Here is a 22014-nt window from a genome sequence, read left to right as displayed (position 1 = left end):
TAAAAATAGTTATCACTAGACAACCATACCGTATTCTTCTATCAGTTTTATAACATCATAGATATTGTCAATTTTCCCCCCCATTAGGCAATGATAACCGTCAATACCATAATTAGGTTTGAACAAAATAGGTCGACTATCATCATGGTCGCTAGCAGGTAAAATTGTTTTTGTTTCCCAAAGTGAACTCTGGTATTCACAAGAGCTTAATACAGGCATATAGCGCTTGGCATCTTGAATGATTTTCTGCCAATTCGACGAGTGCTTAGCATTTAGAACCTTGTTCGAATGTATAAGTGTTGTATTATCAGCATCTGTCCAATCAAAATGTGGAGTGTACCGGACATGAGACAAAGTGCTATAAGGTGTTGATGGAAAAGGCATGATCGAAAAAAATGGGCCACACATAATAGTAAAGGAGAGATGATTTATCTCTTCAGGCAACTTTACAAGGCACATTTCTGTTAGTTCATGACGCAATGGTATCAAGTCTATATTGGATTTTTTGTTGATCACATTTATATTGGAATAGGTACAATTAAACACTTGGTTAGCACTGTGCGATTCGCCATCAGCTGTAATAACAACAAGTTCCCCAGAGTGGTGACTCTCAACCTTAGATACTTGAGTGTTTTCACGTAATTTCACACCTGCCTCTAACGCTCTGCTGATCATTACTTGTTTTAACACCACGGCATCAAAAGCAATTTCCTCGGCTTCATAAATTGCAGAGATATATTGTCGATTAACAAGAGATTGAATCTGGTTATCAACGACCTTAAGTGGTGCTTTTATTCGTCTGCAAAACTGTTCGAATTGATAGTTAGATATCTTGCCTAGAGGTTGTCCAATCATATAGTACTTTGTGAACTCATCGTAGATAGCTTCTTTGAACTCGTTCTTAAAAATTGGGTATGACATCCTAGACCTAAGCGCTGTTAATGTGCTCCTAGGATAATGATACCCATTATGGACTCTGGCTTGATTGTTTAATGAAGCCCTTTGCATGAAGTCACTCCTCTCTTCAAAGAGAATTACCTCATGATTGTTTTTAGCTAAAAACTCAGAGATATATAGACCATAAAAACCGCCACCAATTATGATAGTTTTCTTCATTTAACCCTCTCTAACGTATACTTAAGGAGTATGAATACTGATCATTAAGCAATATCTCATGCATCGCTAAACGGTAAGTTTCTGATGTGTATGTTACCTTGTTTAAACAATCAGGTTTAGTTATGGATTGAATGTACTTATCGCGATATATGGGCTCTTTAAATATTCCACCAGGCCCATTATCACTAGCGTAGGTGTAATGCCTTTGATTAAACGACTTCCAAGCAATATAATTTAACTCATAAGTAGACAATGCCCTATACTCCGGAGGAAGAGACACCTCTAACTCTATACCACAGGCTTCCAGCTTCGATTTGTAGGCTTTGAACAGCTCTACCATCTCAGTTTTTAAAGCAATCGACTTAACTTTGACCTCGGTTGAAAGGTAGTATCGATAGGTGACAAAAACCAAGCTGCATATAATCGACACATAGGCAACTTGGTTCCAAACTCTTTTACTAAAGCTGTCTGATACTTGCCATAGATAGCCAAAGATTATTGCAACAATTACCGTGATAGTTATTGACTGTCGTTGGTTCCAGCCCCCAACAATATCTAGATGAGACTCAGCAGTTGTTTTGCCCACAAGTATGAATGGAATAGCGTTCATAACGATAAGCATCATAAAAGCAAAAACACACTTTCTTTGATCTTTTGATTTGACAAAGACAATTCCTAACAACAGTAAAACTGCAGGATAAACTTTGACAATGTAATCTAGGTATGACGAGTACAAGTGAGATTTAAACAAATTGGTCAAACTAATATTATTATAACCCGCATATAGACCGTGCGCTGGGAATAGGTAGCTAGTTAACGTAAAATATCCAATTGCGCAAACAAAGTAAGCAGCTGCATACTTAGACTTACGCGGTTCAAACTTCATGAATAGCATAAATATAATAATTGAAAAAATTAGCGGAGGCATAGACGCTTGTTGAAAGGTAACAAAACTCAATAAAGAACAAAGAACGAAACTGCTTAATTTGAACTGTAACATTTTGTTTAAACAAAATAGAGCAAGAGCTAGAGTAATAGAATGCATCAGGAATACAGAGGAGAAGTATATATTCCAGATTGGGTTTAGTGCAAAAAAACAACAGCAGATCAATGATGAGCTATCGCTGAAGTTAAAGTGCTCTCTAGATAGAACTCTGACTTGACGAATAGAGAAAAGATGCGAAAACAAGAATAATATATGAAGACTAAAAGGGAAGTAGTCTCTACCTATGTAGTAAAACACATCATAGAATAACGGAGTTAGAAACCACCCTGACTCACTAAACCAATTCCAGTAGATGTCTCTGTTTTCGCTCTCAAATGCATGAGCTATAATAACACCATCCCAAAGATCGCTATTTAACATAAATAGCGGAATAAAAAACAATACCACCATAAAAATCAAGATATTATTATATTTAGTTATACCCATACAGTTTTAATAGTTCCCAATGTGAATTGGTGCTTATCCTTTTCATTTCAGTTTCAGTCGATACATACAGATCGACCTTTAATAAATGTCATCACGGTTCGCTCTAATCACGAACAGTTTACAGCACACATATTGTAAGAAAGCTGACTTCTGCTCACAGTACTTTTCGAATCAAATAATTTAGATTAATCAGAAAGTGAAACTCTCTTTTGATTTAACTATAAATCATCTCCAACTCTCAAAGAGGTTTAATACGGCTTTAGTATTGATCCTAAATTTCTTCATAAGCTTTGAATGCTGATTAGGATTGCTCCAAAGCTTCACTAACGATGTGTTTTAAACCAAGACCTGACCTTATCTAAATCAGCTTGCGTATCAACACCATGTGCTGGTGATTGAACAGCCCTAGCGATTTTAATGACATAGCCGTTGGAAAGCGCCCGTAGCTGTTCGAGTTTTTCGAGTTGCTCTAAGCTCGATTGCGTCAACTTCGGATATTTGCTAACAAAGCCCGCTCGATATGCATAGATCCCAATGTGCCGTTGATAGCTTTCAACCTTTGGCTCCGAGTCTCGCATGAAAGGAATTGCGGCGCGACTGAAATAGAGCGCGTTATGATAATGATCGCTCACTACCTTTACAACATTCGAGTCATTAATCTCACTAATATCAGTTAAATCTGTGCTCAAAGTCGCCATAGGCGCATTAGAATCATCTACCAGCAGTTTGGCTACTTGATCAATAATCACAGGGGGGATTAGCGGCTCATCCCCTTGGATATTAACGATTATTTCTTGCTCCGCAAAACCTAGCTTCTCAACAACCTCCGCGAGGCGCTCTGTACCACTTTGATGTTCACTACTGGTCATAATCACTTGCGCGCCAAAATTCTCCGCTGCGCTTTGAATACGTCCATCGTCAGTGGCAATCAGCACACGCGTGGCTTTTGACAAACAAGCCTGCTCGTATACATGTTGCAGCATCGGCTTGCCTGCAATATCAAGCAAAGCTTTGGCGGGTAAGCGGGTACTTTGATAGCGTGCTGGGATTATGACGGTGAATTTCATCGGCTAAGTTCTTCACCAACTAATTCGCGAGCTTTATCGCTCAATAATACCGGAATACCATCATCAATTGCGTACGCCAATTTGTCTACTTTGCAGATAAGTTCTTGATTATCTTTATCGTAATGCAATTTGCCTTTACACAATGGGCAAGCAATGATTTCTAATAATTTATGGTCCAATGACATTACAAGTCCTTTAGATTTGTTGGTGATTTACAGTTAGCCAACTTAGTCGATAGTAATTGATAGAACTCAGCGGAAAGCTTGGCGTTTACAGGAAGATAATACCAATGTTCACCCGCATATTCGGGGTATTTCATCGCATCTTTTTCTGTCATCAAAAGCATTTGTTCGGTTAGCTTTAACAACTGTTCTTGTGTTAAAGCGCTATGATCCCCAAGCTCAATAAAGTCCTGAACATCTAAGCCTTGAGCAGCTAAGGTTTGATAAAAACGTTTGGGATTTCCGATTCCAGCCATTGCTGTTGGTTTCGACGTTGAAGCGTTTAACACATCCGACATCGATACTGAAATAGGTGCTAGTGACCGAACTTTGCACCAAGAACCTGGCTCTAGCTTCATTGCAAAGGACTTGTGGTCATCTTTCTCGATACTCGCAGCTGCGCCATTAAAAACCAAGAGATCAACTGAATCCAAGCGACTTGGTTTTTCACGAAGAGGACCGGCTGGTAAAAGCTCACCATTTCCGAGCAAACGCTGTTGATCTTGAACAACAATTTCGATATCACGCTGCATTGCGTAGTGTTGTAGGCCGTCATCGCTGACAATGCAATCAACATTGTCATTATCAAGCAATCGTTGAATAGCACGGCTACGATTGGGATCAACCATAACCGGAATACGGCATCGTTGGTAAATCAGTAAAGGTTCATCGCCACTTTCGATGCTAGATGAGTTAGAGTTCACAACATAAGGGTAATGTTCTGATTTACCACCATAACCACGGCTTACAACACCAGGTGAATAGCCTTGTTGCTTAAGATATTCAACAATGGCTATTACTGTAGGCGTTTTCCCAGTACCGCCTACGTTAATATTACCAACGACAATAACCGGGACCGGTGCTCGATAGCTTTTCATGATGCCATTTTTGTATAGCCAACGACGCAGCGCACTAACGCCACTAAACACTATCGCTAATGGAGCTAATAATATCGATTTTAGTTTAGCGGCATTGTCGCTTTGGTACCAAAAGTCCATGTTCTAGCTTAGCTCATTAGTTTTAGACGCGAAGATAGCATCCTGCGATTCGTCATCTCGGTTCTCATCAGTTTGTCCAAACTGTTTTTGATGCAGCTGATAGTAGGCTCCTGTTAGCGCCATTAATTGACTATGCGAACCACGCTCAACAATTAGTCCTTCGTCAACCACTAGGATCTCATCTGCTTTTTCAATTGTTGATAAGCGGTGGGCGATCACGATTGCTGTTCGATCTTGAACAACATGGTCAATAGCTTGTTGGATTTTACGCTCAGACTCAGTATCCAGTGCGGAGGTTGCTTCATCAAGTATAAGCACCGGCGCATCACGAAGTAGCGCCCTTGCGATAGCAACACGTTGCCGTTGACCGCCGGATAGCATTACTCCGCGCTCGCCAATTTCAGTATCAAGACCGTTTTCCATAGTTTTAGCAAACTCCATGACATTAGCCATGCGCGCTGCCTTTTCTATATCTTCGCGTTTCGCTTCAGGAAAGGCATAAGCAATATTGTCTGCAACGCTGCCATTGAACAAATGTACCCCTTGTGAAACCTGTGCAAACTGCTTACGTAGCGACGTAAGTTTGTACTCACTAAGCTCAATGCCATCAAGCAGTATTTTGCCGTGTTGTACATCGTAAAATCGCGGTAGCAGGCTGGCAATTGTGCTTTTACCACTTCCTGAGCGGCCAACTAAGGCTATTGTTTGCCCAGTCTTAATCTCAAAACTAATGTCTTTTAGTACATTGTCTTCTTTACCAGGATAGTGAAAACTGACGTCTTCAAACTTGATATTACCTTTGGCGCGAGTAACGTCGCGGATACCGGTATCTTTTTCGGTATCCATATCCAAAATCGTGAACAAGCTGGTACAAGCGGCTAGCGCTTTTTGAATCTCGTTGTTCACACTGGTAATCGAACGCAGAGGCTTCATTAACATCATCATTGAAGTAACAATAATAGTGAATGTGCCCGGAGTCATTTCTTCCATGATTGCAGGCTTGGAGGCAATAAAAAGTACCACTGCAAGCGCAATCGAAGCGATAAATTGTATTGCTGGATTAGCAATAGCCGATGCTGAAGCTAGTTTCATTTGATGACGCCGAATCATATTCGACGCACCTTCAAAACGCTGATTTTCTATAACGTGTCCACCAAAACTAAGGACTTCACGGTGACCATTCAACATTTGTTCTGAAGTCGTCGTCACATCCCCCATCGCGTTTTGCAAATTGGTACTAATTTTCCTAAATCGCTTACTGACAACACGGATAGCGACAGCAACAATGGGGCCAACAATGAAAAATATAAGCGAGAGCTGCCAAGAGTGATAAAACATCATTGCCAACAGGCCAATAATCGTTGCTGATTCTCGAACAAGAGTGACTAAAGAAGATGTAGCTGCGCCGCTAACTTGGTTAGTGTCATAGGTGATCTTAGACAACAATGTACCAGTATTATGTTCATCAAAAAATGACACCGGCATATACATTAGTTTGCTGAAAATCTCGCGCTGTAAGCGCATCACCAAATGCCCGCCAGCCCAAGCCATACCATAGCTTGTGGCAAAAGAACAAATACCACGGACAAACACAACTCCAAGAACGAATATTGGCATGTATTTTAGAACACTGGGGTTATTTCCCGTTAGGCCTTCGTCCACTAAGGGTTTAATCGAATACACAAACAAAGTGTCGATTATCCCATACCCAATCATACCTAGGATGGCGCCGAACAATCCCAGCTTCAGGTCTTTAACATAGCCAAGTAGGCGTTTGAAATTAGCCTTAGAATCGGTGGCTGTTTCTGAAATCATAAATCACACTTTATAGTAAAACTGGCGCTATTCTAGCAAACATCCGCTAAGCCTCCATGAAAACTTACTTCGCTTCGGCATTTTTCGGTTAAAACTAGTATTTCAGTTGGACATAGTCTTTATACTAATCCTAATAGGTTTTTTATTACGAACACCAGAAACCTCGAGGTCGTCTGGAAAGAACTCGACCTCTAACGCCCCGTCAACACCGGTGTTCCACTGCCTTGAATGACTTTCTCCATTAGATACTTCGTCTTTTTGAAACATTCAGAGATTATCGCTATGAATTACCTTCTACGCTGCACAAATGTTGTCTAACAAATTTTTGCAACATATATCAAACGGCTATGGGTAGCACAGCGATCAATGGGACATTTAAAGGCTTTAATGTTGTGTTACATAAAAAATTCAAACTACAACTTGCTTTTCTTAGAAGAACTATAACCCGTCCTTAATAAGGTGACACTTTCCATCCGCAATATGGAGAGTGTTATGAAACCAGTAACTAAGAAAACTCGCCGCGACCATTCTCTCGCTTTTAAATTGGCCGTCGTAGACGAAGTAGAAAAAGGAGAACTGACTTACAAACAAGCGCAGGACAAGTATGGCATTCAAGGATTTTCTACTGTTTTGGTTTGGCTTCGTAAGCATGGTCGACTAGATTGGTCTAAATGAACACCCAAATTTATGCGTAAAGGTGAGTCTATGGCCGAGTACAATTCCCCTCCCACTCCTGAACAACGTATTAAGCTGCTCGAAAAACAACTTAAGGATGTGCAACTCAAAGCTGACTTTTTTGAAGCTATCATCAACGTCATGTAACGTGACTGCGGAGTTCGCGTGATAAAAAGCACAAAGAAGCATTGTCCAAGAGAAAACCATAGCCCGATTAACAGTGACGAGGTTTGCCAACTCGTAAATATAACCAAGCAAGTCTTCTATAAACAGTGCCAGGTTGAGATTAACCGTACTCAACAATCCAATGCAGTGCTCCGCTTTGTCCGTGACGTCAGAGTCAAACAAACTCGAAAAGGTACTCGAAAGCTGCAATACCTCGCACTACAACAAGGGCTTACTATTGGCCGAGATAAGCTTTTTGACCTACTCCGAGTGATTCGACTTCTAGTCCAGAGTCGGCGCGCATATCATCGCACGGCTAAAAGCAATAATCGATACTACTGTCATCCCAACAGTGTAAAAGAAGGACTAACCCCAACCAAACCAGAGCAGTTGTGGGTGGCTGACATCACCTATCTTCCAACACGGAGTGACGAAAGCAACATCAGTTTAGTGACAGATGCGTATTCAAGGAAAATTGTTGGGAACTATGTAGACTAAAACATGAGAACGTAATCGGTGAAGAAAGCTTTTATATCAGCACTGAAATAACGCCAGAGTACTGGGTTTGTTAATCACTCAGATAGAGGGACATAATATAGCTCGAAAGCCTACCAAGATATCCACCAAAAGCATCATGCTCAATGACTGATGGATACGACTGCTATCAAAATGCACTCGCTGAGCGTATCAATGGGATATTGAAGATGGAGCTCTTGTTGAGCAAGCCTAATGATTTAGAGGAGGCACGAAAAATGGTTGCAGAGTCAGTCAAGATCTATAATCAAATGAGGCCGCATACGTTCTTAAAGTACAAAACGCCCGATGAAGTTCATCGAGCATTTTAACTAGAAGTGTCAACCCGTATCAGGACGGGTCAACTATTTAAAATAAAATTCTAAACCTGTCTAACTTCGAGAGCATGCTTAATAAACCACTGATAAGTCATACTTAAACCTGCTTCTAATTTGACTGATGAGCGCCACCCCAAATTTCCGAGCCTATCGACATCCATTAGTTTTCTGGGTGCTCCATCAGGCTTGCTTGAATCAAATCTGATCTTGCCTGTAAAACCGACAACTTTAGCCACTGTTTCAACCAATTCTCTAATAGTACAGTCTGTTCCAGTACCCACATTTATGTGGCTCAGCATCGGTTCCGTATTATCAATATACTCCTCGACTGATAGATTCATAACGTAAATAGATGCCGCTGCCATGTCATCTACATGTAAAAACTCTCGCTTGGGCTTACCGCTCCCCCAGGCTATTACTTCTTTGGTTCCATTTATTTTTGCCTCATGAAAACGCCGAAGTAATGCAGGTAGAACGTGGCTATTATCAGGATGAAAATTATCATTTGGTCCATACAAATTGGTTGGCATCACACTTCGGTAATCTCGAGCATATTGACGATTGTAACTCTCACATAACTTAATGCCTGCAATCTTTGCTATCGCATAAGGTTCATTGGTTTTTTCCAAATATCCAGTCAATAGAGCGGACTCTTTCATTGGTTGAGAAGCTAGCTTTGGATAAATACACGAAGATCCTAGAAATAGAAGCTTCTGAACATTATGGATATGAGCGCTGTGGATGATATTGGATTGAATCATCAAGTTCTCATATATGAATTCCGCCGGGTAAGTATTGTTTGCCACAATTCCACCAACTTTAGCTGCAGCCAAATAGACATGATCGATATCTTCCAACTCAAAAAACTTAGCTACTGACTTTTGGCATGTTAAGTCTAATTCACTCCTCGTACGCGTAATAATGTTTGTATAACCACTTGCTTCAAGATTACGGATAATTGCGGAACCGACCATTCCATGATGTCCTGCAACATAAATTTTGGGTCTGATATCCGCCACGTCTAACCTCGATTGTCAATAGCAATTGAAACTTCATGACCATGAGCTTTTAGCAACGCTTGTTGTTTCGCTTTACTTAGATCATGCTGTACCATTTCGGCACACAATTGCTCAACAGTTATTTGTGATTCCCACCCAAGCTTCTCTTTGGCTTTAGAAGAGTCCCCTACTAGCGTTGCTACTTCCGCAGGTCGAAAATATCGAGGATCAACACGAACTATAACATCACCTATACTTAGTGCAGGCGCATCATGACCTACTATAGATTTAATCGTGCCGACCTCTTGCGTGCCGTTACCAGAAAATTCGAGCTCAATACCTGCTTCTATTGCCGATAAAGTTACAAACTCTCGCACACTAATTTGTTTACCTGTTGCGATAACAAAATCTTCAGCTTGCTCTTGCTGCAACATCATCCACTGCATACGCACATAGTCTTTGGCATGCCCCCAATCACGTAACGCATCCATATTACCTAAATATAGGCATTTCTCTAAACCTTGAGAAATGTTAGAAATGCCTCGGGTGATCTTACGTGTGACAAAGGTTTCTCCTCGACGCGGCGACTCATGGTTAAACAATATACCATTACATGCATACATTCCGTAAGACTCACGGTAATTAACAACGATCCAGTAAGCATACATTTTGGCGACCGCATACGGAGAGCGCGGATGAAATGGAGTCGTTTCTTTTTGCGGAATTTCTTGAACTTGCCCATACAATTCAGAAGTTGAAGCTTGGTAAAATTTGGTTTGCTTTTCTAAACCCAAAAATCGTATCGCCTCTAATAGCCGCAAAGTTCCCATTGCATCAACATCAGCTGTGTACTCAGGACACTCAAAAGAAACAGCAACATGAGACTGCGCCCCTAAGTTATAAACTTCATCTGGCTGCACATTCTTAATAATGCGAGTTAAATTTGACGAGTCAGTGAGATCCCCATAGTGTAAAAAAAATCGCTTATCCTGCTCATGAATGTCTTGGTAGATATGATCGACTCGCTCAGTATTCAAAGAAGAAGATCGTCGCTTTATGCCGTGCACTTCATAACCTTTTTCTAGTAACAATTCAGCTAAGTAAGAACCATCTTGCCCTGTAATACCTGTTATTAGTGCTACTTTGGTCTTTGACATTTCGCTTTCCAATTCGATAGTGTCCTATTTTTGTTCGGGCTGTCTACGTACTATTGATTAATACTCAGACTACGCCAAACCTGATATATTCTGAAACAATTCGGTGTACAAAAACGTCTCGAAACTTCGCTAATCGATAGCTGCAAACACAAGCGGTGAATGCTAAACATGTAGTTAATACGGTAAGGTACTTCTATGTTGCGAACCTCATTAGCTAATGTACTCAGCACTATAAAATTCTGTCCAGAATAAATGAGAGCAAACAAAGTCAATGTTCCGATAGCGTTTACGTTTTTCGACTTATACATTTACATAGCAATCTTTAAATAGTTTGGAGTGAATTACTTCATTGATTTAGACGGCCATAACGGTCTTCAAATCGAACAATATCGTCTTCTCCGAGATAGCTCCCTGATTGCACTTCAATCATCTCTAATGGCACTTTACCTGGGTTTTCTAAAGAGTGAATGGCTCCCACGGGGATATACGTCGATTGATTCTCAGTTAACAAACTTTCCTCTCCACTATTCGTAACTTTCGCAGTACCAGAAACAATGATCCAATGTTCGGCACGATGGTGATGCATTTGTACGCTTAGCTTAGCTCCAGGTTTAACGGTAATTCGTTTGACTTGAAAACGGCCACCAGTATCGATAGTGTCAAATTTTCCCCAAGGACGGTAAACCTCTCGATGGTGTTGCCACTGACTCCTTTCGTCAGATTTGAGCTTTTCAACAATTTTTTTCACCTCTTGCACTTCGGGCATAGCTGATACCAAAACCGCATCTTTTGTTTCGACAACCACCACATTATCCAATCCGATTACAGTCACGAGTTTCTCACTTGCATGAACATATGAGTTATTAGTGTTTACATACATAACATCGCCAAAGAATGCGTTACCGTATGCATCTTTGTCTTTAACTTCCCATAAAGAAGACCAACTACCAACATCACTCCACCCACAATCCATTGGGATTACCATGACGTTGCAAGGACCAGACTCTTTGCAAAGAGGTTCCATGACTGCATAATCGATAGAGTTACTCGGACAGGATTCAAACGCATCTTTATCCACTCGAATAAAGTCGTCGTCAGTTTGGGCTAGCTCAATTGAACGTTTACATGATGTAACAATTTCCGGGCAATATTTTGAGAGGACTTCAATATATCGACTAGCTTTAAACAGGAACATCCCGCTATTCCAGAAGTATTCTCCACTATTCAAATAGGACTCAGCTGTAACCAAGTCAGGTTTTTCTACAAACTCATCGACATTATATCCAGGATCGAAAGATGCTTCTTCCGTTGTTTTTTTCTCACCTCTCCGAATATAACCGTAACCTGTTTCTGGTGACGCCGGAACGATTCCGAAAGTAACCAGTTTGTCGTTTTCTGCTAAGTTTTCGGCGTTGATAACGGCACTACAAAACTTTTTCTCGTCTTTAATAATATGGTCTGCGGCTAACACCAGTAGCAATGGGTCAGTGCCATTTCTTAATGCGGTTAAGGCCGCGAGCGCAATTGCAGGAGCAGTATTTCGCCCCGCAGGCTCTAGGATTATACCGCTGTTCTCCAAGTTATTAGCTCTGAATTGCTCTGCTACGGTAAACCTGTGAACCTCGTTGCAAATTACAAGAGGAGCTAAATGTTCGATTCCACTTAAACGTTGCACGGTGCTTTGTAACATTGAGTCACTACCATCAAGAGTTAAAAATTGCTTCGGAAATTGTTGACGTGACAACGGCCACAAACGAGACCCAGATCCCCCAGCCATAATTACTGGTAATATCATTTATATTTCCCTTTAAAAAGCTTCAAACCATGAGTAGTCAAAACTGAATGAGTATGTATTAGTTTGAAAGTCACACTTTCAAAAATTCCGACTTCGGAAATACCTAGTTTAAATCTAGATCAAGCTCACAATTAAGATGGCTTGAAAGCAAAAACTGAGAACCGAATTAATCTCTTTTGCTACTACTTCCGGATACTATCGCATATCATATTGCTTTTAGTAAACTAAGCTTCGAAATCCACCTACTTCCACAAACTTTTGTCTGCGGTCGTTTCGTGATGTTTGCGATATAAACCCCTTAAGGGAAAGCAACCTATTAACAAAAAACTTTTCAAATTTTCATGCGTCAAATTCAACTAACAACACTATTGCAACCTAGCTATATACCAAAACATAGCCATTCGGAATTCACATGAATAAACAACATTATTTTCAACTGCTCGCTCATAAAATCCAGTAAGTCATTAATACGTAAACGTAAAACTAGTAACTCAATTCAACTAGATCTAGGTACCATGCGGAATTTGCTTTACCGCGCACGCTAGAAACCTTCAGGCTATTCTGATAGAACTCGACCTCAATTGCGCCGTCGACACCGGTTACCCACTGCATTGAATCGCTATAGTTAGCGACCACATGCAGATTGGGAAACTTATAGCGATTATAGCTACCGGCGCTATGAATAACCTGCTGGGGAGCCACCGCATTTATGAACTGCTTACTCGACGAGCTTTTGCTTCCATGGTGGGGGGAAAGCAATATATCGCTAGCCTTAAAAGCGCTTTGATCTAATAAAAACTGTTCAGCGGCTATCTCTATATCGCCGGTGAGTAAAACAGAATGTTTGCCAGAGCTTATGCGCAAAACACAGGACTGATTGTTAGTTTTTTTAAGCCAAGCAGGTTTCGCAGGCCCATGGCCAAACTTCTCTTCAAACAAATTTGGAGGGCTTACAAACTCCAGTGTTAAGTCTAGCCAAGAATGAGTTCCCATGCACGCGCGTTGACTGGTGTTCAGCTTCAGCCCTGTTGGCACAACCGCCTGAGCAATTTTTAACTTTTGATTTAAGTCGCCAACACCGCCGGCATGATCATTGTCTTTATGGCTAATGACCAGCCAATCTAAACTAGAGACACGCTGTTGATCGAAAAAAGGCAGCAAGACACTATTTGCATAGCTATATCCGCCCCGAAATCTAGCACCGGTATCGTAGAGTAAGTAGCTTTCGGCTTGCTTCACCAGTATTGAACTGCCCTGCCCTACATCAAAGGCCAACACGCTCCATATTGGTTGATGTTGATTTAACCTAGCCGTAAATCCAATGCTCGCGATAAACAACACAACGTATTTGGATACCTGTCCAAAACATAGAAAGACAATCAATACTAACAATGAAAGCCACAAGTAGCTTTGCTGCTCAGACGAAACCTGCACACCGAATGGAAATACATCAGCTAACGCAAATAGTAAGCGAAATGAAAAGTCCAAAATTTTATCACAACCCCCTAAAATCAGAACTGTAGCACTCTGGTAAAGAACACTGCACAGCATTGCTAGAATCAACAATGGGACAAGCAACATCGAGAACAGGGGGATAAACACTAGATTTAAAACCAGACCAACAATTGGAAAGTACGAGAACACCGCCAATTGCAAAGGCAACATTCCGAATCCAATGCTAAATTGAACCGCTACAATCTGCCGCCAGCCTTGAAGACTCCAACACCATAAGCTCCACAGCACCAACGAGAACGCAGTAAAACTAAGCCAAAATCCTATAGCGTAAACACTCATGGGCCAAATTAGGCAAATGACACTAGCACTAACAAGAACGATATTTGTATTTGATAATCGAATATCACTGACCTTTGCAAGCAACACAATTAACAACACAACATATGCGCGAAAAGCCGAAATAGGCCAGCCGATAAACCAACAAAAACCGCCACATAGTATAAGTGTCACAACACCAGTAGCGCGCAGCGAAACACTTGGAAGTACGAACCGGAGTGCATACCAAGAAAAACTTGCCAATAGTCCAATATGTAAACCAGACACAACAAACAGATGACTCAAGCCACTATCTTGTAAGATCTGAGTCTGTTCCGCGGGCATCGTTGTTCTATCTGCAGCTATCAACGCCAATAAGGCGGCTTTATGTGGCAGACCCTCTAGTTGCTCGTCTAAGTTATCTCGAAGCTGTAAACGAAACTTTGTAAGGCTATCTTTCAAACTGTCATCGTCATCAAGTAAGCTCCACGATTTAACGCTGCCAGTACCAACGACACCTTGTGCAACCAACCATTTAGATTTGTTAAACCCTGCAGGATTAGCTAGCGATCGCGCTGGTTTTAGGCGCGCTAGAACTGAAATGCAGTCTCCTTGTATCAAATTCGATGTATTTATGCTCAAGTCGTCAGCTTTTCGGTAAAGATAAAGTGACAAGTTGCTGGCTTTAAGATAGATTTTTTGCGAATTAAATTTTTGTAGCTTCACCTTTAAGTGTTGGTAGTTATCGTGCTCCCTAAGCTCAACAATACACGCCTCTAGTTGATGCTCAGCTTTACTTGCAATGTTGGTTTGCCAGTCGCGGTAATGTGACATGTGCAGGTATATCCAAAACAAAGCGCAAACTACCACGATTGCACTCGACTTTGAGTACCAAAATAAACCGATTGCGGCTAGTATGGTGCATGCTAAAAACGCCAAGCTTGGAATTGCTGGCCAGAAAGGTGAGCTGCCGATAACAGAAAGCCAAAGGATACAGTAGCGGTTCATAGCCACCTAATAACAAAAGAGTCAATTAGTAAACTATATGCCAAAAAAAACACTCTTGCGTATTATGCCCAAGCCTGACGCGCTAAAAAATCACAAGCATTTTAAGATTTTTGGCGACTTGCTACATAATCCCAACTTATGGCATCTGAATCGCCGCTCGGCTGCGGGGGCATTTGCAGTTGGACTTTTCGTAACATTCATCCCATTGCCATCTCAAATGATTATCGCAGCAGCTTTTGCTATGTTGTTTCGTGTTAATCTTCCCCTATCCGTAGCTCTAGTTTGGATTTCAAATCCTATTACGCTACCGGCTATATTTTTTCTTTGTTACTTTGTCGGGGCTAAGCTTTTATCCCAGCCCATCATTCACTACCACCTAGACTTCAGCTTAGACGGTACACTTGAGCTTCTTGAAACCCTAGGGCCGGCATTCTTGCTCGGTAGTTTAGTTATGGCCATCATTTGCTCAAGTTTGGGTTATCTCGTTATCAATAACTTGTGGCGTTACAACACCATGCGACGCTACAAAAAGCGCCACTATTTCGATTAACGGCCCGTTACTGATAAAAAACTCAAAATAAATTTGCTTTACCCCAAATAGCTTCTAACCTTAATAACACTTCTGTAATTAAGGTGTCATATGCAAGCTCCTACACATTTAGCGGTACAAGAATTTAATCGCCAATACCTTGGTTTGCTTACCCTACATTCATCAGCAAACATGCTTGAGCAGTGCTTTAACGACTACACGCAAATTGATATTCAGCTGTTCAATCAGTATTTATCTTGCCGTGGCCGCCTACACCAATCCAATACTAAAGATGAAATTTCTAGCCTCGTAGAGAAAATTATCTGGGCCTGGCCAATCTTTCAATTAGCTGACGCAGCGCAGAATATCAGGCCCTTGATTTGCTTTGAGAACAATGCTGGTTTAGCCGAGCACCAGTTACCAAATCAATTGTTGATGAAGATTTGCATCAGTCAAACATCTGAGCTTAAATCTTATGCGCAAAATACAGGCGTGCGTCCAGAATACCCATTGGGTAAGCTAATCTTGAAGCAATTAGTGAATGAGTACTTAAAAAGCAAATCCACAACACAAGCTTACACACCAATTATTTGTCTTTTGTTAAGCCTACATGTACCCCAATTCTACGACTTGTACTTTGGTGAAAACGGCTTAGTAAAGCAATCTGATACGCTAGTATTGAGCTCTAAAACTAAGCGTAGTCGAACTGAAGTTTTGAGTTACGGAGCTGCACCCAAAGTCACAGTCCAACAATCCAATCCCCACCAAGAATGCCTAGAGCTTGCCCATGAAATAGGACATTACACCCACTATTCTTGCGCAATGAAACACCAACACTTTTATGGCTTCGAACCCTGTACTCTGGTCAAAGAAATTCTCGCATTTAGTATTGAATCACTTGGTTTAGTTTTGTTAAGCCATGTACAGCCTTTATTCTCAACTTCATTATTCGAAAACTATATCGCTCAAAGTAAGTATTATTTCCTTCAATCCAGTAGTTCTCGTCTACGTGGCGTTACCACGAACGATAATCCAGTTCCCTCTGTTTTTTCCAACCAAGATGTTTACCCACTCGCTCGTGTCGTTGGACAAAGGCTTGCTATTGGTTTGCTGGACGCAAGAATAAGCACCAGCGAGTATGCCGCTCTATTTTCAAAGGGCGCGCACCTCAGTGTCGAGGAACTAATTAGAATGAGTCAACTCGGAGAAACCAATGTCGAATAACAAATACGATGACTACTACCGCAGTTTAGGTATTAGTGCACAACTGATTTGTGAGTACCCTAATTCTGGGATGAATCTATTTGAGGCCTACTCTATGCTTCGCCATGCAATCAATAAACAGTTATGTTTCATATTGTTAAACGCTAAAGGTGATGGTCTTGGGCTAATAGTTTGGAGCACAGATCAAACACGCCAGCGCAAATACACGATTAATTTATTAGTTGCACCTTATGGAGACCAGTTAGCTTTGCTAGAGAAATGGCAATCACATTTATCAATTTCACAACAAGACTTTGTTATCGACCTTACTTTCCAAGGTGAGTCAAATGAGTGAACTTGATCGCTATCAAATCCAAGGGATATGCCTCGAATTACTAGCTCAGTCGAAGCAACATAAACATGCAAAACTAAGCGAGTATTTAGACTTGGAAATACTACCAGCGATTGAATATAGACAACTTAGAATTTACAAAAACGAAGCTAATCAAGCTATTGGATTTGTAACTTGGGCGTGGCTGAACCAATCAAATCTATCGCAACTTTTGGCAAGCAATAGTGCCCTAAATTTCGCGCAATGGAATAGCGGAGAGATACTGTTTTTTAACGACTTTGTTGCTCCCTATGGCGGAGTACGCTTTATATTGAACGACCTATGTCGCAATGTTTTCCCAAGTTATAAAGCAACCAGTTTTAGCAGAAACCTAAATGGTCAAATAACTAAACAACACTATTGGTTCGGAAAAGAATACCGAAAAAACAAAATGCAAAAATAAGGAGGAGATGAGTTACTAAACAAAATATATTTATGTAAAGAGTTAAGAAATGAACTAGTTTTATAATCATAGGCAAGATAAATAAGCGATGGGCGTCACGCCAATGAAGACCCATCATTTATCTATTTACTAACAGCGAAAAGGAAACTGTTATGTCGAGAGTATACAAAATGATCTGCGAAAAAGACACCAGCACCGGCTTAGCTTTTGGAGGTGGCGGTGGCGGAGGAGGAGGTGGTGCAAGGTATAGCCGTCGAGTGAATCACAACACTCCAGTTGGAGCTCATCGCCGTGGAGAAGATCGAAGCCCCGTGACTGCGCGGATTGAGAACTATCCAGGTGATGGGGGTAAAGCTTTCAAAAAAGTCGCTTGTAAAACCGGAGGAGTCGTTTCTTTCGTCGCTCCAAAGGCAGTTGCCGTACCAGTTGGTGTAACAACTGTCCTTCTCTGTAACTAAAAAAGCGCCGAAAGGCGCTATTCTCTGGAGAGCATGATATTGAAATATATATATAAGTACTTCTTTTTAATTCAAATATCTATGACGCTTTACGCCTTGTACATCGTGAATAAGTACTATGGTACAGACATTTTCCCGCTCATTATGTTCGGCGTTTTATATATTAACTACACGCTCATTTACGATGCGAAGAAGAAACATGATAAAGACAACGAAGTTGAGTAATCGCTAAAAAGTACAACATCGAATTCAGATAACCATCAATAGATATGCAATCATCTGTTTGATGATAATAGTGAAATATGAAGATCATACAAGCAATTGCCAGCTCATAAAACCTCTGTGGGGAATTATGGCGCGTTCATTTTTTCCTTACAAAAATGGAAGACACATCAATCACATACTATCAATAGTAAAGATCATCATTGGAGCTATCCTCATGGCACTTGCTTTAATTTTTGCATTGGATTTCGGAGCCAAATCTGCAACTTTAATATCTATACTACTAGCCGTTTTCTTTTCTGAATTCAATAAACGAAACTAGAGATCTGCTATTCGATATTCGAAGCTAAATTAATTCATATACAGTTAGGCGAACTTTCTGGGTGAGCATGCCTTCTCTACGCTTTCGATAGGCAACTTATGAAACAAGGTCGTGTAGAATTTTCCTATATGCTTGGAATCAAGTTCTAAGGTTTCCCAAAAAAGACCGTAATTCGTCGAATCTAACATTAGTCACTTCGATCGTAAAAAGTAATGTTTCTTACTCACTGTTATTCTCTACAAGATATAGTTCAACAACTATGAATTCGCCGCTTCAATTAATCTATTCCTAGGATCAAAGAAATTACTCCCCTCAACAACATTTCTGTTAAACGAAAACAAAAACTTGTATTGATAGAAAACTCAACTAATCTTTATTTATTGATTATTCCATCAGTATAAATATGATTGCTACCTTATTTGAAATTATCACCCTCAAGTATCAACGGGCCATAATCCTCAGTATGCTTGCTAGTACGCTTGCTTACGTGTTGTCCTTAGCAGTGCCATTGTCGTTTATGGCTGTCATTGATCGTGTTTTAAGCTCTAACGGCTATGCTTCACTTAAGGTTGTCTTTGTAATTTTGATCGTAGTGGCACTTTGCGAATGCTGCATTGGATTTCTCAGTGGACGCTTACTTAATTGGTTGGGATGCTGCCATAGCGCGGAAATAACCGCCCTTTTCTTCGACAAACTATTTTCTCTGGATTTGAGTAAACACAAAGCGCTTTCATCGGGCGAAGCCCTATCGCGTTTGGGTGAAATCGATAGCCTAAAAAGTCAAATCAATGAATGGATATCTCAGTTCAGTCTAGACCTGGTTTTTATGCTTATATTTATATTTGTGGCCTATAGCTTGAGCCCGCAACTAACGCTTCTTATCATTCTCACAACACCGCTACACTTGGTACAATACTTCTTATTCCAACGCAGTATCAAGCGAAAAAGTGATACTCAATTTGAAGCTAGTATTAAGTATCACAACCTGTTCGTTGAAAGCGTACAATCCTTGCCCTTTATCCAGTCGAGTTGTACCCAAGAAAAAGCCAAATCAAAACTATACAACTCGTTTAACACTCAGGCCCAAGCCACATATAGCTTATCGAATACCTCACTAAAATCAGCCCAGCTCAGTCAAGGTATTAGCAGCTTATTAGACGCTCTAATCCTATTCTTTGGTGCAAGTTTAGTCTTAGATCAGAGCCTAAGCCTAGGTGCACTAGTAGCCTTTAACATGATCAAAGATCGCGTTACCGACCCATTGCTTAGAATGGCGTCCATTTGGGAGGAGTGTTTAAGTTTTAGCATCGCCTTATCGAGAGTTAAGCGCCTTATGTCTGCAGGATCTGAAAAACTCTCTGGAACCTCGTTAGAACTGAGGCCCAACTCTGTTGTTGAGCTTAGTAAGCTAAGCTTGAACATTGGCAATCACTCTGTTTTAAGCAATATAAACGCAAAACTAGAGCTCGGGAAAACTTATTGTATTGTCGGCGCATCGGGTGCTGGGAAAAGCTCGCTTATGTCGGTAATTCACGGTGATTACCCTGACTACCAAGGTTCAATTACAGTTGATGGCAAAGAGCTAACAACATTATCGAGGCAGTACTGGCGCAAGCAAATCTCATATGTGCACCAATTTAGCCAACTTTTTAGCATCTCAATTGCAGAGAATATTTTATATAACGCTGCCGATACTAGTTATCAGAGCCTCGTTGAAGCCGCCCAAATGGCAATGATCTATGATGACATACTTGCTATGGAACATGGTTTCGAGACTCTAATCGATGCGCAGCATCCTCAACTTTCGGGAGGGCAGATACAGCGGATAATTTTGGCGCGCGCAATCGCCGAACAAAAACCAATACTTCTACTTGATGAGGCAACCAGCGCATTAGACAAACAATGTGAGTATAAGTTTCTAAGCGGCATACTAACAAGATCTAGAGGACAAACCGTCGTAATCGTTAGCCACCGCCGTGAGTTATGCCAGCTGGCTGACATCGTTTTAGAGCTAGAGAACGGCGCTTTGGTAAACAGTTTGTCTGCAAAAGCACCTAGTAATGCAACTGGGCTTGAACAACTGCATTTTGGGCCCATGCTATGCATGAGATGAGTTTCTCTCCCGATAGTATACAAGCTGCAGCTAAGCCCATTTATCCCTTCCAAAATAATTTTGTTGTTGTTCTGGTTTTGCTTGTGATTCTCGTCGTTTCAATAAGCTGCGTCACTGAAATCGAAATCGTTAGTACCGTCGATGGTAGTATTGCCCCAATATCCAAAAGCCACACAATGCGTAGCGACAGAGAAGCTTTGCTTAAAACATTGCATGCTGAGGAAGGACAACTTGTACGTAAGTCACAACTGCTGCTTGAACTTGATACACAGTCAAATCGTTTTGAGCTCAATGGACTTGAGTTGTTACGCAAAAACAAACAACAAAAATTGCTGGCTCTTGCTGCTCTTCAGCAAACCTTCGTTCCCGAACTAAAAAGCCAAAAACCAGCTTTACTGCAGCTGCCTAACCAAAACCGTTACTCCAAACAAATAGCCTTACGCTTTGAAACGTATCAACATCAGTATCAGGATATTCACGAATCAATTCAGATGCTAAAGGCCGAACAAGCCTTAGAAGCCACGCGACTTGCTCAATCAAAAGCACTACTCCCCTTTAACCAGCTTCGGCTTAAAGCAAGTGAAGCACTAATACAAAAAGGTTACGCGAGCAAACTTGAAACACTAGAGCACCAATCACTATTAGCTCAACAACGCGCACAAATACTTATTTCCCAACAAATTATTAGTAACTATCAACTGAAGATCAAAGCGTTAACTCACGACCAGCTCAGTATTGCTGACAGCTTTAAACTACAACTCGCCGAGCAAATATCAACACTAGAAATGGATGTCGAAGCCCTCACCCAGCAAATCAACTCGCTACAAAACGTAATAGACAAAGCTAAGATCCGGTCTCCAATTAATGGATATGTTCAAGAACTCAGTACGTTAATTCAAGGTACTTATATTGAAGCCGGCCAGGTTCTGCTAAAGATAGTACCTGAGCAGTCCGATATGATCGTTAAAGCTAACGTGCCTAATAATGACCGTGGTTTCATCACTCAAGGGCAAAGTGCCCGAGTAAAAGTCGACGCCTTCCCCTATACCCGTTATGGAAGCCTACCAGCAGAGGTTAAGCTTTTATCTCGTGATAGCACCTTGAATAAAGACGGAGCCCTTGTCTATCCCATCGAGTTTACCCTGCTCCGTAACAGACTGACATTAAATGGGAAACGTCAGCCAATTCGATACGGAATGTCGGTGAAAGTTGACGTAATTACCGGAAGCAGAACACTTATTAGTTATTTTACCGACCCGATCTCGCACACACTCAGCAAATCCTTGGTTGAACGATGAGAAAATC

The 22014-nt window shown here is 41.0% G+C and carries 17 protein-coding genes and 1 pseudogene; 8 read left to right on the top strand and 10 right to left on the bottom strand.

Annotated elements, in window-relative coordinates; genetic code table 11:
• Positions 1–15 precede the first annotated feature (15 nt).
• From DBZ36_RS11105 to msbA, 6 genes are all read right to left on the bottom strand, one after another.
• On the bottom strand, positions 16–1116 hold the full coding sequence (locus tag DBZ36_RS11105; RefSeq protein WP_120355028.1) for an FAD-dependent oxidoreductase: 1101 nt from the start codon (positions 1114–1116) through the stop codon (positions 16–18).
• Between the two features lie 10 nt (positions 1117–1126).
• Positions 1127–2548 carry a hypothetical protein gene (locus DBZ36_RS11100; RefSeq protein ID WP_147395021.1) on the bottom strand — a complete coding sequence of 474 codons (1422 nt, stop codon included), beginning with the start codon at positions 2546–2548 and terminating at the stop codon, positions 1127–1129.
• Positions 2549–2871: 323 nt separating this feature from the next.
• Positions 2872–3615: a 3-deoxy-manno-octulosonate cytidylyltransferase gene (gene kdsB, locus DBZ36_RS11095; protein ID WP_120355026.1), complete on the bottom strand. Its 744-nt coding sequence runs from the start codon at positions 3613–3615 to the stop codon at positions 2872–2874.
• A complete protein-coding gene (locus tag DBZ36_RS11090; RefSeq protein WP_407641487.1) occupies positions 3612–3800 on the bottom strand; it encodes a Trm112 family protein in 189 nt (62 codons plus the stop codon). The genes kdsB and DBZ36_RS11090 overlap by 4 nt, the downstream gene beginning before the upstream one ends.
• Positions 3800–4834: a tetraacyldisaccharide 4'-kinase gene (lpxK, locus tag DBZ36_RS11085; protein WP_120355025.1), complete on the bottom strand. Its 1035-nt coding sequence runs from the start codon at positions 4832–4834 to the stop codon at positions 3800–3802. The genes DBZ36_RS11090 and lpxK overlap by 1 nt, the downstream gene beginning before the upstream one ends.
• Positions 4835–4837: 3 nt before the next feature.
• A complete protein-coding gene (gene msbA / locus DBZ36_RS11080; protein ID WP_120355024.1) occupies positions 4838–6649 on the bottom strand; it encodes a lipid A export permease/ATP-binding protein MsbA in 1812 nt (603 codons plus the stop codon).
• Positions 6650–7141: 492 nt separating this feature from the next.
• Between msbA and DBZ36_RS11075 the strand changes: the two are divergent.
• A pseudogene (locus DBZ36_RS11075) lies at positions 7142–8334 on the top strand (IS3 family transposase).
• 50 nt (positions 8335–8384) lie between these two features.
• Here DBZ36_RS11075 and fcl read toward each other — a convergent pair.
• From fcl to DBZ36_RS11055, 4 genes are all read right to left on the bottom strand, one after another.
• The gene (fcl, locus tag DBZ36_RS11070; RefSeq protein WP_120355370.1) at positions 8385–9350 is read right to left on the bottom strand and encodes a GDP-L-fucose synthase; all 966 of its coding nucleotides are present in this window, start codon (positions 9348–9350) and stop codon (positions 8385–8387) included.
• A gap of 11 nt (positions 9351–9361) precedes the next feature.
• Complete coding sequence (gmd, locus tag DBZ36_RS11065; protein ID WP_120355023.1) at positions 9362–10495, bottom strand: GDP-mannose 4,6-dehydratase; 1134 nt, start codon at positions 10493–10495, stop codon at positions 9362–9364.
• Between the two features lie 346 nt (positions 10496–10841).
• On the bottom strand, positions 10842–12290 hold the full coding sequence (locus DBZ36_RS11060) for a mannose-1-phosphate guanylyltransferase/mannose-6-phosphate isomerase (protein ID WP_120355022.1): 1449 nt from the start codon (positions 12288–12290) through the stop codon (positions 10842–10844).
• A gap of 483 nt (positions 12291–12773) precedes the next feature.
• On the bottom strand, positions 12774–15068 hold the full coding sequence (locus DBZ36_RS11055) for a DNA internalization-related competence protein ComEC/Rec2 (protein ID WP_120355021.1): 2295 nt from the start codon (positions 15066–15068) through the stop codon (positions 12774–12776).
• A 37-nt stretch (positions 15069–15105) separates the two neighbouring features.
• Here DBZ36_RS11055 and DBZ36_RS11050 point away from each other — a divergent pair, with 37 nt between their 5' ends.
• From DBZ36_RS11050 to DBZ36_RS11010, 7 genes are all read left to right on the top strand, one after another.
• Positions 15106–15618, top strand: coding sequence for a DUF2062 domain-containing protein (locus tag DBZ36_RS11050; RefSeq protein WP_120355020.1), 513 nt, complete (start codon positions 15106–15108; stop codon positions 15616–15618).
• A gap of 90 nt (positions 15619–15708) precedes the next feature.
• On the top strand, positions 15709–16821 hold the full coding sequence (locus tag DBZ36_RS11045; RefSeq protein ID WP_120355019.1) for a hypothetical protein: 1113 nt from the start codon (positions 15709–15711) through the stop codon (positions 16819–16821).
• The gene (locus DBZ36_RS11040; RefSeq protein WP_120355018.1) at positions 16811–17155 is read left to right on the top strand and encodes a hypothetical protein; all 345 of its coding nucleotides are present in this window, start codon (positions 16811–16813) and stop codon (positions 17153–17155) included. The genes DBZ36_RS11045 and DBZ36_RS11040 overlap by 11 nt, the downstream gene beginning before the upstream one ends.
• Complete coding sequence (locus tag DBZ36_RS11035) at positions 17148–17594, top strand: toxin-activating lysine-acyltransferase (RefSeq protein ID WP_120355017.1); 447 nt, start codon at positions 17148–17150, stop codon at positions 17592–17594. Before DBZ36_RS11040 ends, DBZ36_RS11035 begins: the two co-directional genes overlap by 8 nt.
• A 152-nt stretch (positions 17595–17746) precedes the next feature.
• Positions 17747–18052, top strand: coding sequence for a hypothetical protein (locus DBZ36_RS11030; RefSeq protein ID WP_120355016.1), 306 nt, complete (start codon positions 17747–17749; stop codon positions 18050–18052).
• 947 nt (positions 18053–18999) lie between these two features.
• A complete protein-coding gene (locus tag DBZ36_RS11015) occupies positions 19000–20709 on the top strand; it encodes a peptidase domain-containing ABC transporter (protein WP_120355013.1) in 1710 nt (569 codons plus the stop codon).
• Positions 20697–22007 carry an HlyD family type I secretion periplasmic adaptor subunit gene (locus DBZ36_RS11010; RefSeq protein WP_120355012.1) on the top strand — a complete coding sequence of 437 codons (1311 nt, stop codon included), beginning with the start codon at positions 20697–20699 and terminating at the stop codon, positions 22005–22007. The genes DBZ36_RS11015 and DBZ36_RS11010 overlap by 13 nt, the downstream gene beginning before the upstream one ends.
• The last annotated feature ends 7 nt before the right edge of the window (positions 22008–22014 follow it).

It is taken from the genome of Alginatibacterium sediminis (genome assembly GCF_003610775.1).
Lineage (GTDB): Bacteria > Pseudomonadota > Gammaproteobacteria > Enterobacterales > Celerinatantimonadaceae > Alginatibacterium > Alginatibacterium sediminis.
The sequence above is the reverse complement of the archived record's forward strand: the minus strand, read 5'-3'. Positions and strand labels throughout refer to the sequence as shown.

Excerpts from the sequence above, each read along its gene's own strand:
- DBZ36_RS11105 (WP_120355028.1), bottom strand. The coding sequence starts at position 1,116 with ATGAAGAAAACTATCATAATTGGTGGCGGTTTTTATGGTCTATATATC.
- DBZ36_RS11100 (WP_147395021.1), bottom strand. The coding sequence starts at position 2,548 with ATGGGTATAACTAAATATAATAATATCTTGATTTTTATGGTGGTATTG.
- kdsB (WP_120355026.1), bottom strand. The coding sequence starts at position 3,615 with ATGAAATTCACCGTCATAATCCCAGCACGCTATCAAAGTACCCGCTTA.
- DBZ36_RS11090 (WP_407641487.1), bottom strand. The coding sequence starts at position 3,800 with ATGTCATTGGACCATAAATTATTAGAAATCATTGCTTGCCCATTGTGT.
- lpxK (WP_120355025.1), bottom strand. The coding sequence starts at position 4,834 with ATGGACTTTTGGTACCAAAGCGACAATGCCGCTAAACTAAAATCGATA.
- msbA (WP_120355024.1), bottom strand. The coding sequence starts at position 6,649 with ATGATTTCAGAAACAGCCACCGATTCTAAGGCTAATTTCAAACGCCTA.
- gmd (WP_120355023.1), bottom strand. The coding sequence starts at position 10,495 with ATGTCAAAGACCAAAGTAGCACTAATAACAGGTATTACAGGGCAAGAT.
- DBZ36_RS11060 (WP_120355022.1), bottom strand. The coding sequence starts at position 12,290 with ATGATATTACCAGTAATTATGGCTGGGGGATCTGGGTCTCGTTTGTGG.
- DBZ36_RS11055 (WP_120355021.1), bottom strand. The coding sequence starts at position 15,068 with ATGAACCGCTACTGTATCCTTTGGCTTTCTGTTATCGGCAGCTCACCT.
- DBZ36_RS11050 (WP_120355020.1), top strand. The coding sequence starts at position 15,106 with ATGCCAAAAAAAACACTCTTGCGTATTATGCCCAAGCCTGACGCGCTA.
- DBZ36_RS11045 (WP_120355019.1), top strand. The coding sequence starts at position 15,709 with ATGCAAGCTCCTACACATTTAGCGGTACAAGAATTTAATCGCCAATAC.
- DBZ36_RS11040 (WP_120355018.1), top strand. The coding sequence starts at position 16,811 with ATGTCGAATAACAAATACGATGACTACTACCGCAGTTTAGGTATTAGT.
- DBZ36_RS11035 (WP_120355017.1), top strand. The coding sequence starts at position 17,148 with ATGAGTGAACTTGATCGCTATCAAATCCAAGGGATATGCCTCGAATTA.
- DBZ36_RS11030 (WP_120355016.1), top strand. The coding sequence starts at position 17,747 with ATGTCGAGAGTATACAAAATGATCTGCGAAAAAGACACCAGCACCGGC.
- DBZ36_RS11015 (WP_120355013.1), top strand. The coding sequence starts at position 19,000 with ATGATTGCTACCTTATTTGAAATTATCACCCTCAAGTATCAACGGGCC.
- DBZ36_RS11010 (WP_120355012.1), top strand. The coding sequence starts at position 20,697 with ATGCATGAGATGAGTTTCTCTCCCGATAGTATACAAGCTGCAGCTAAG.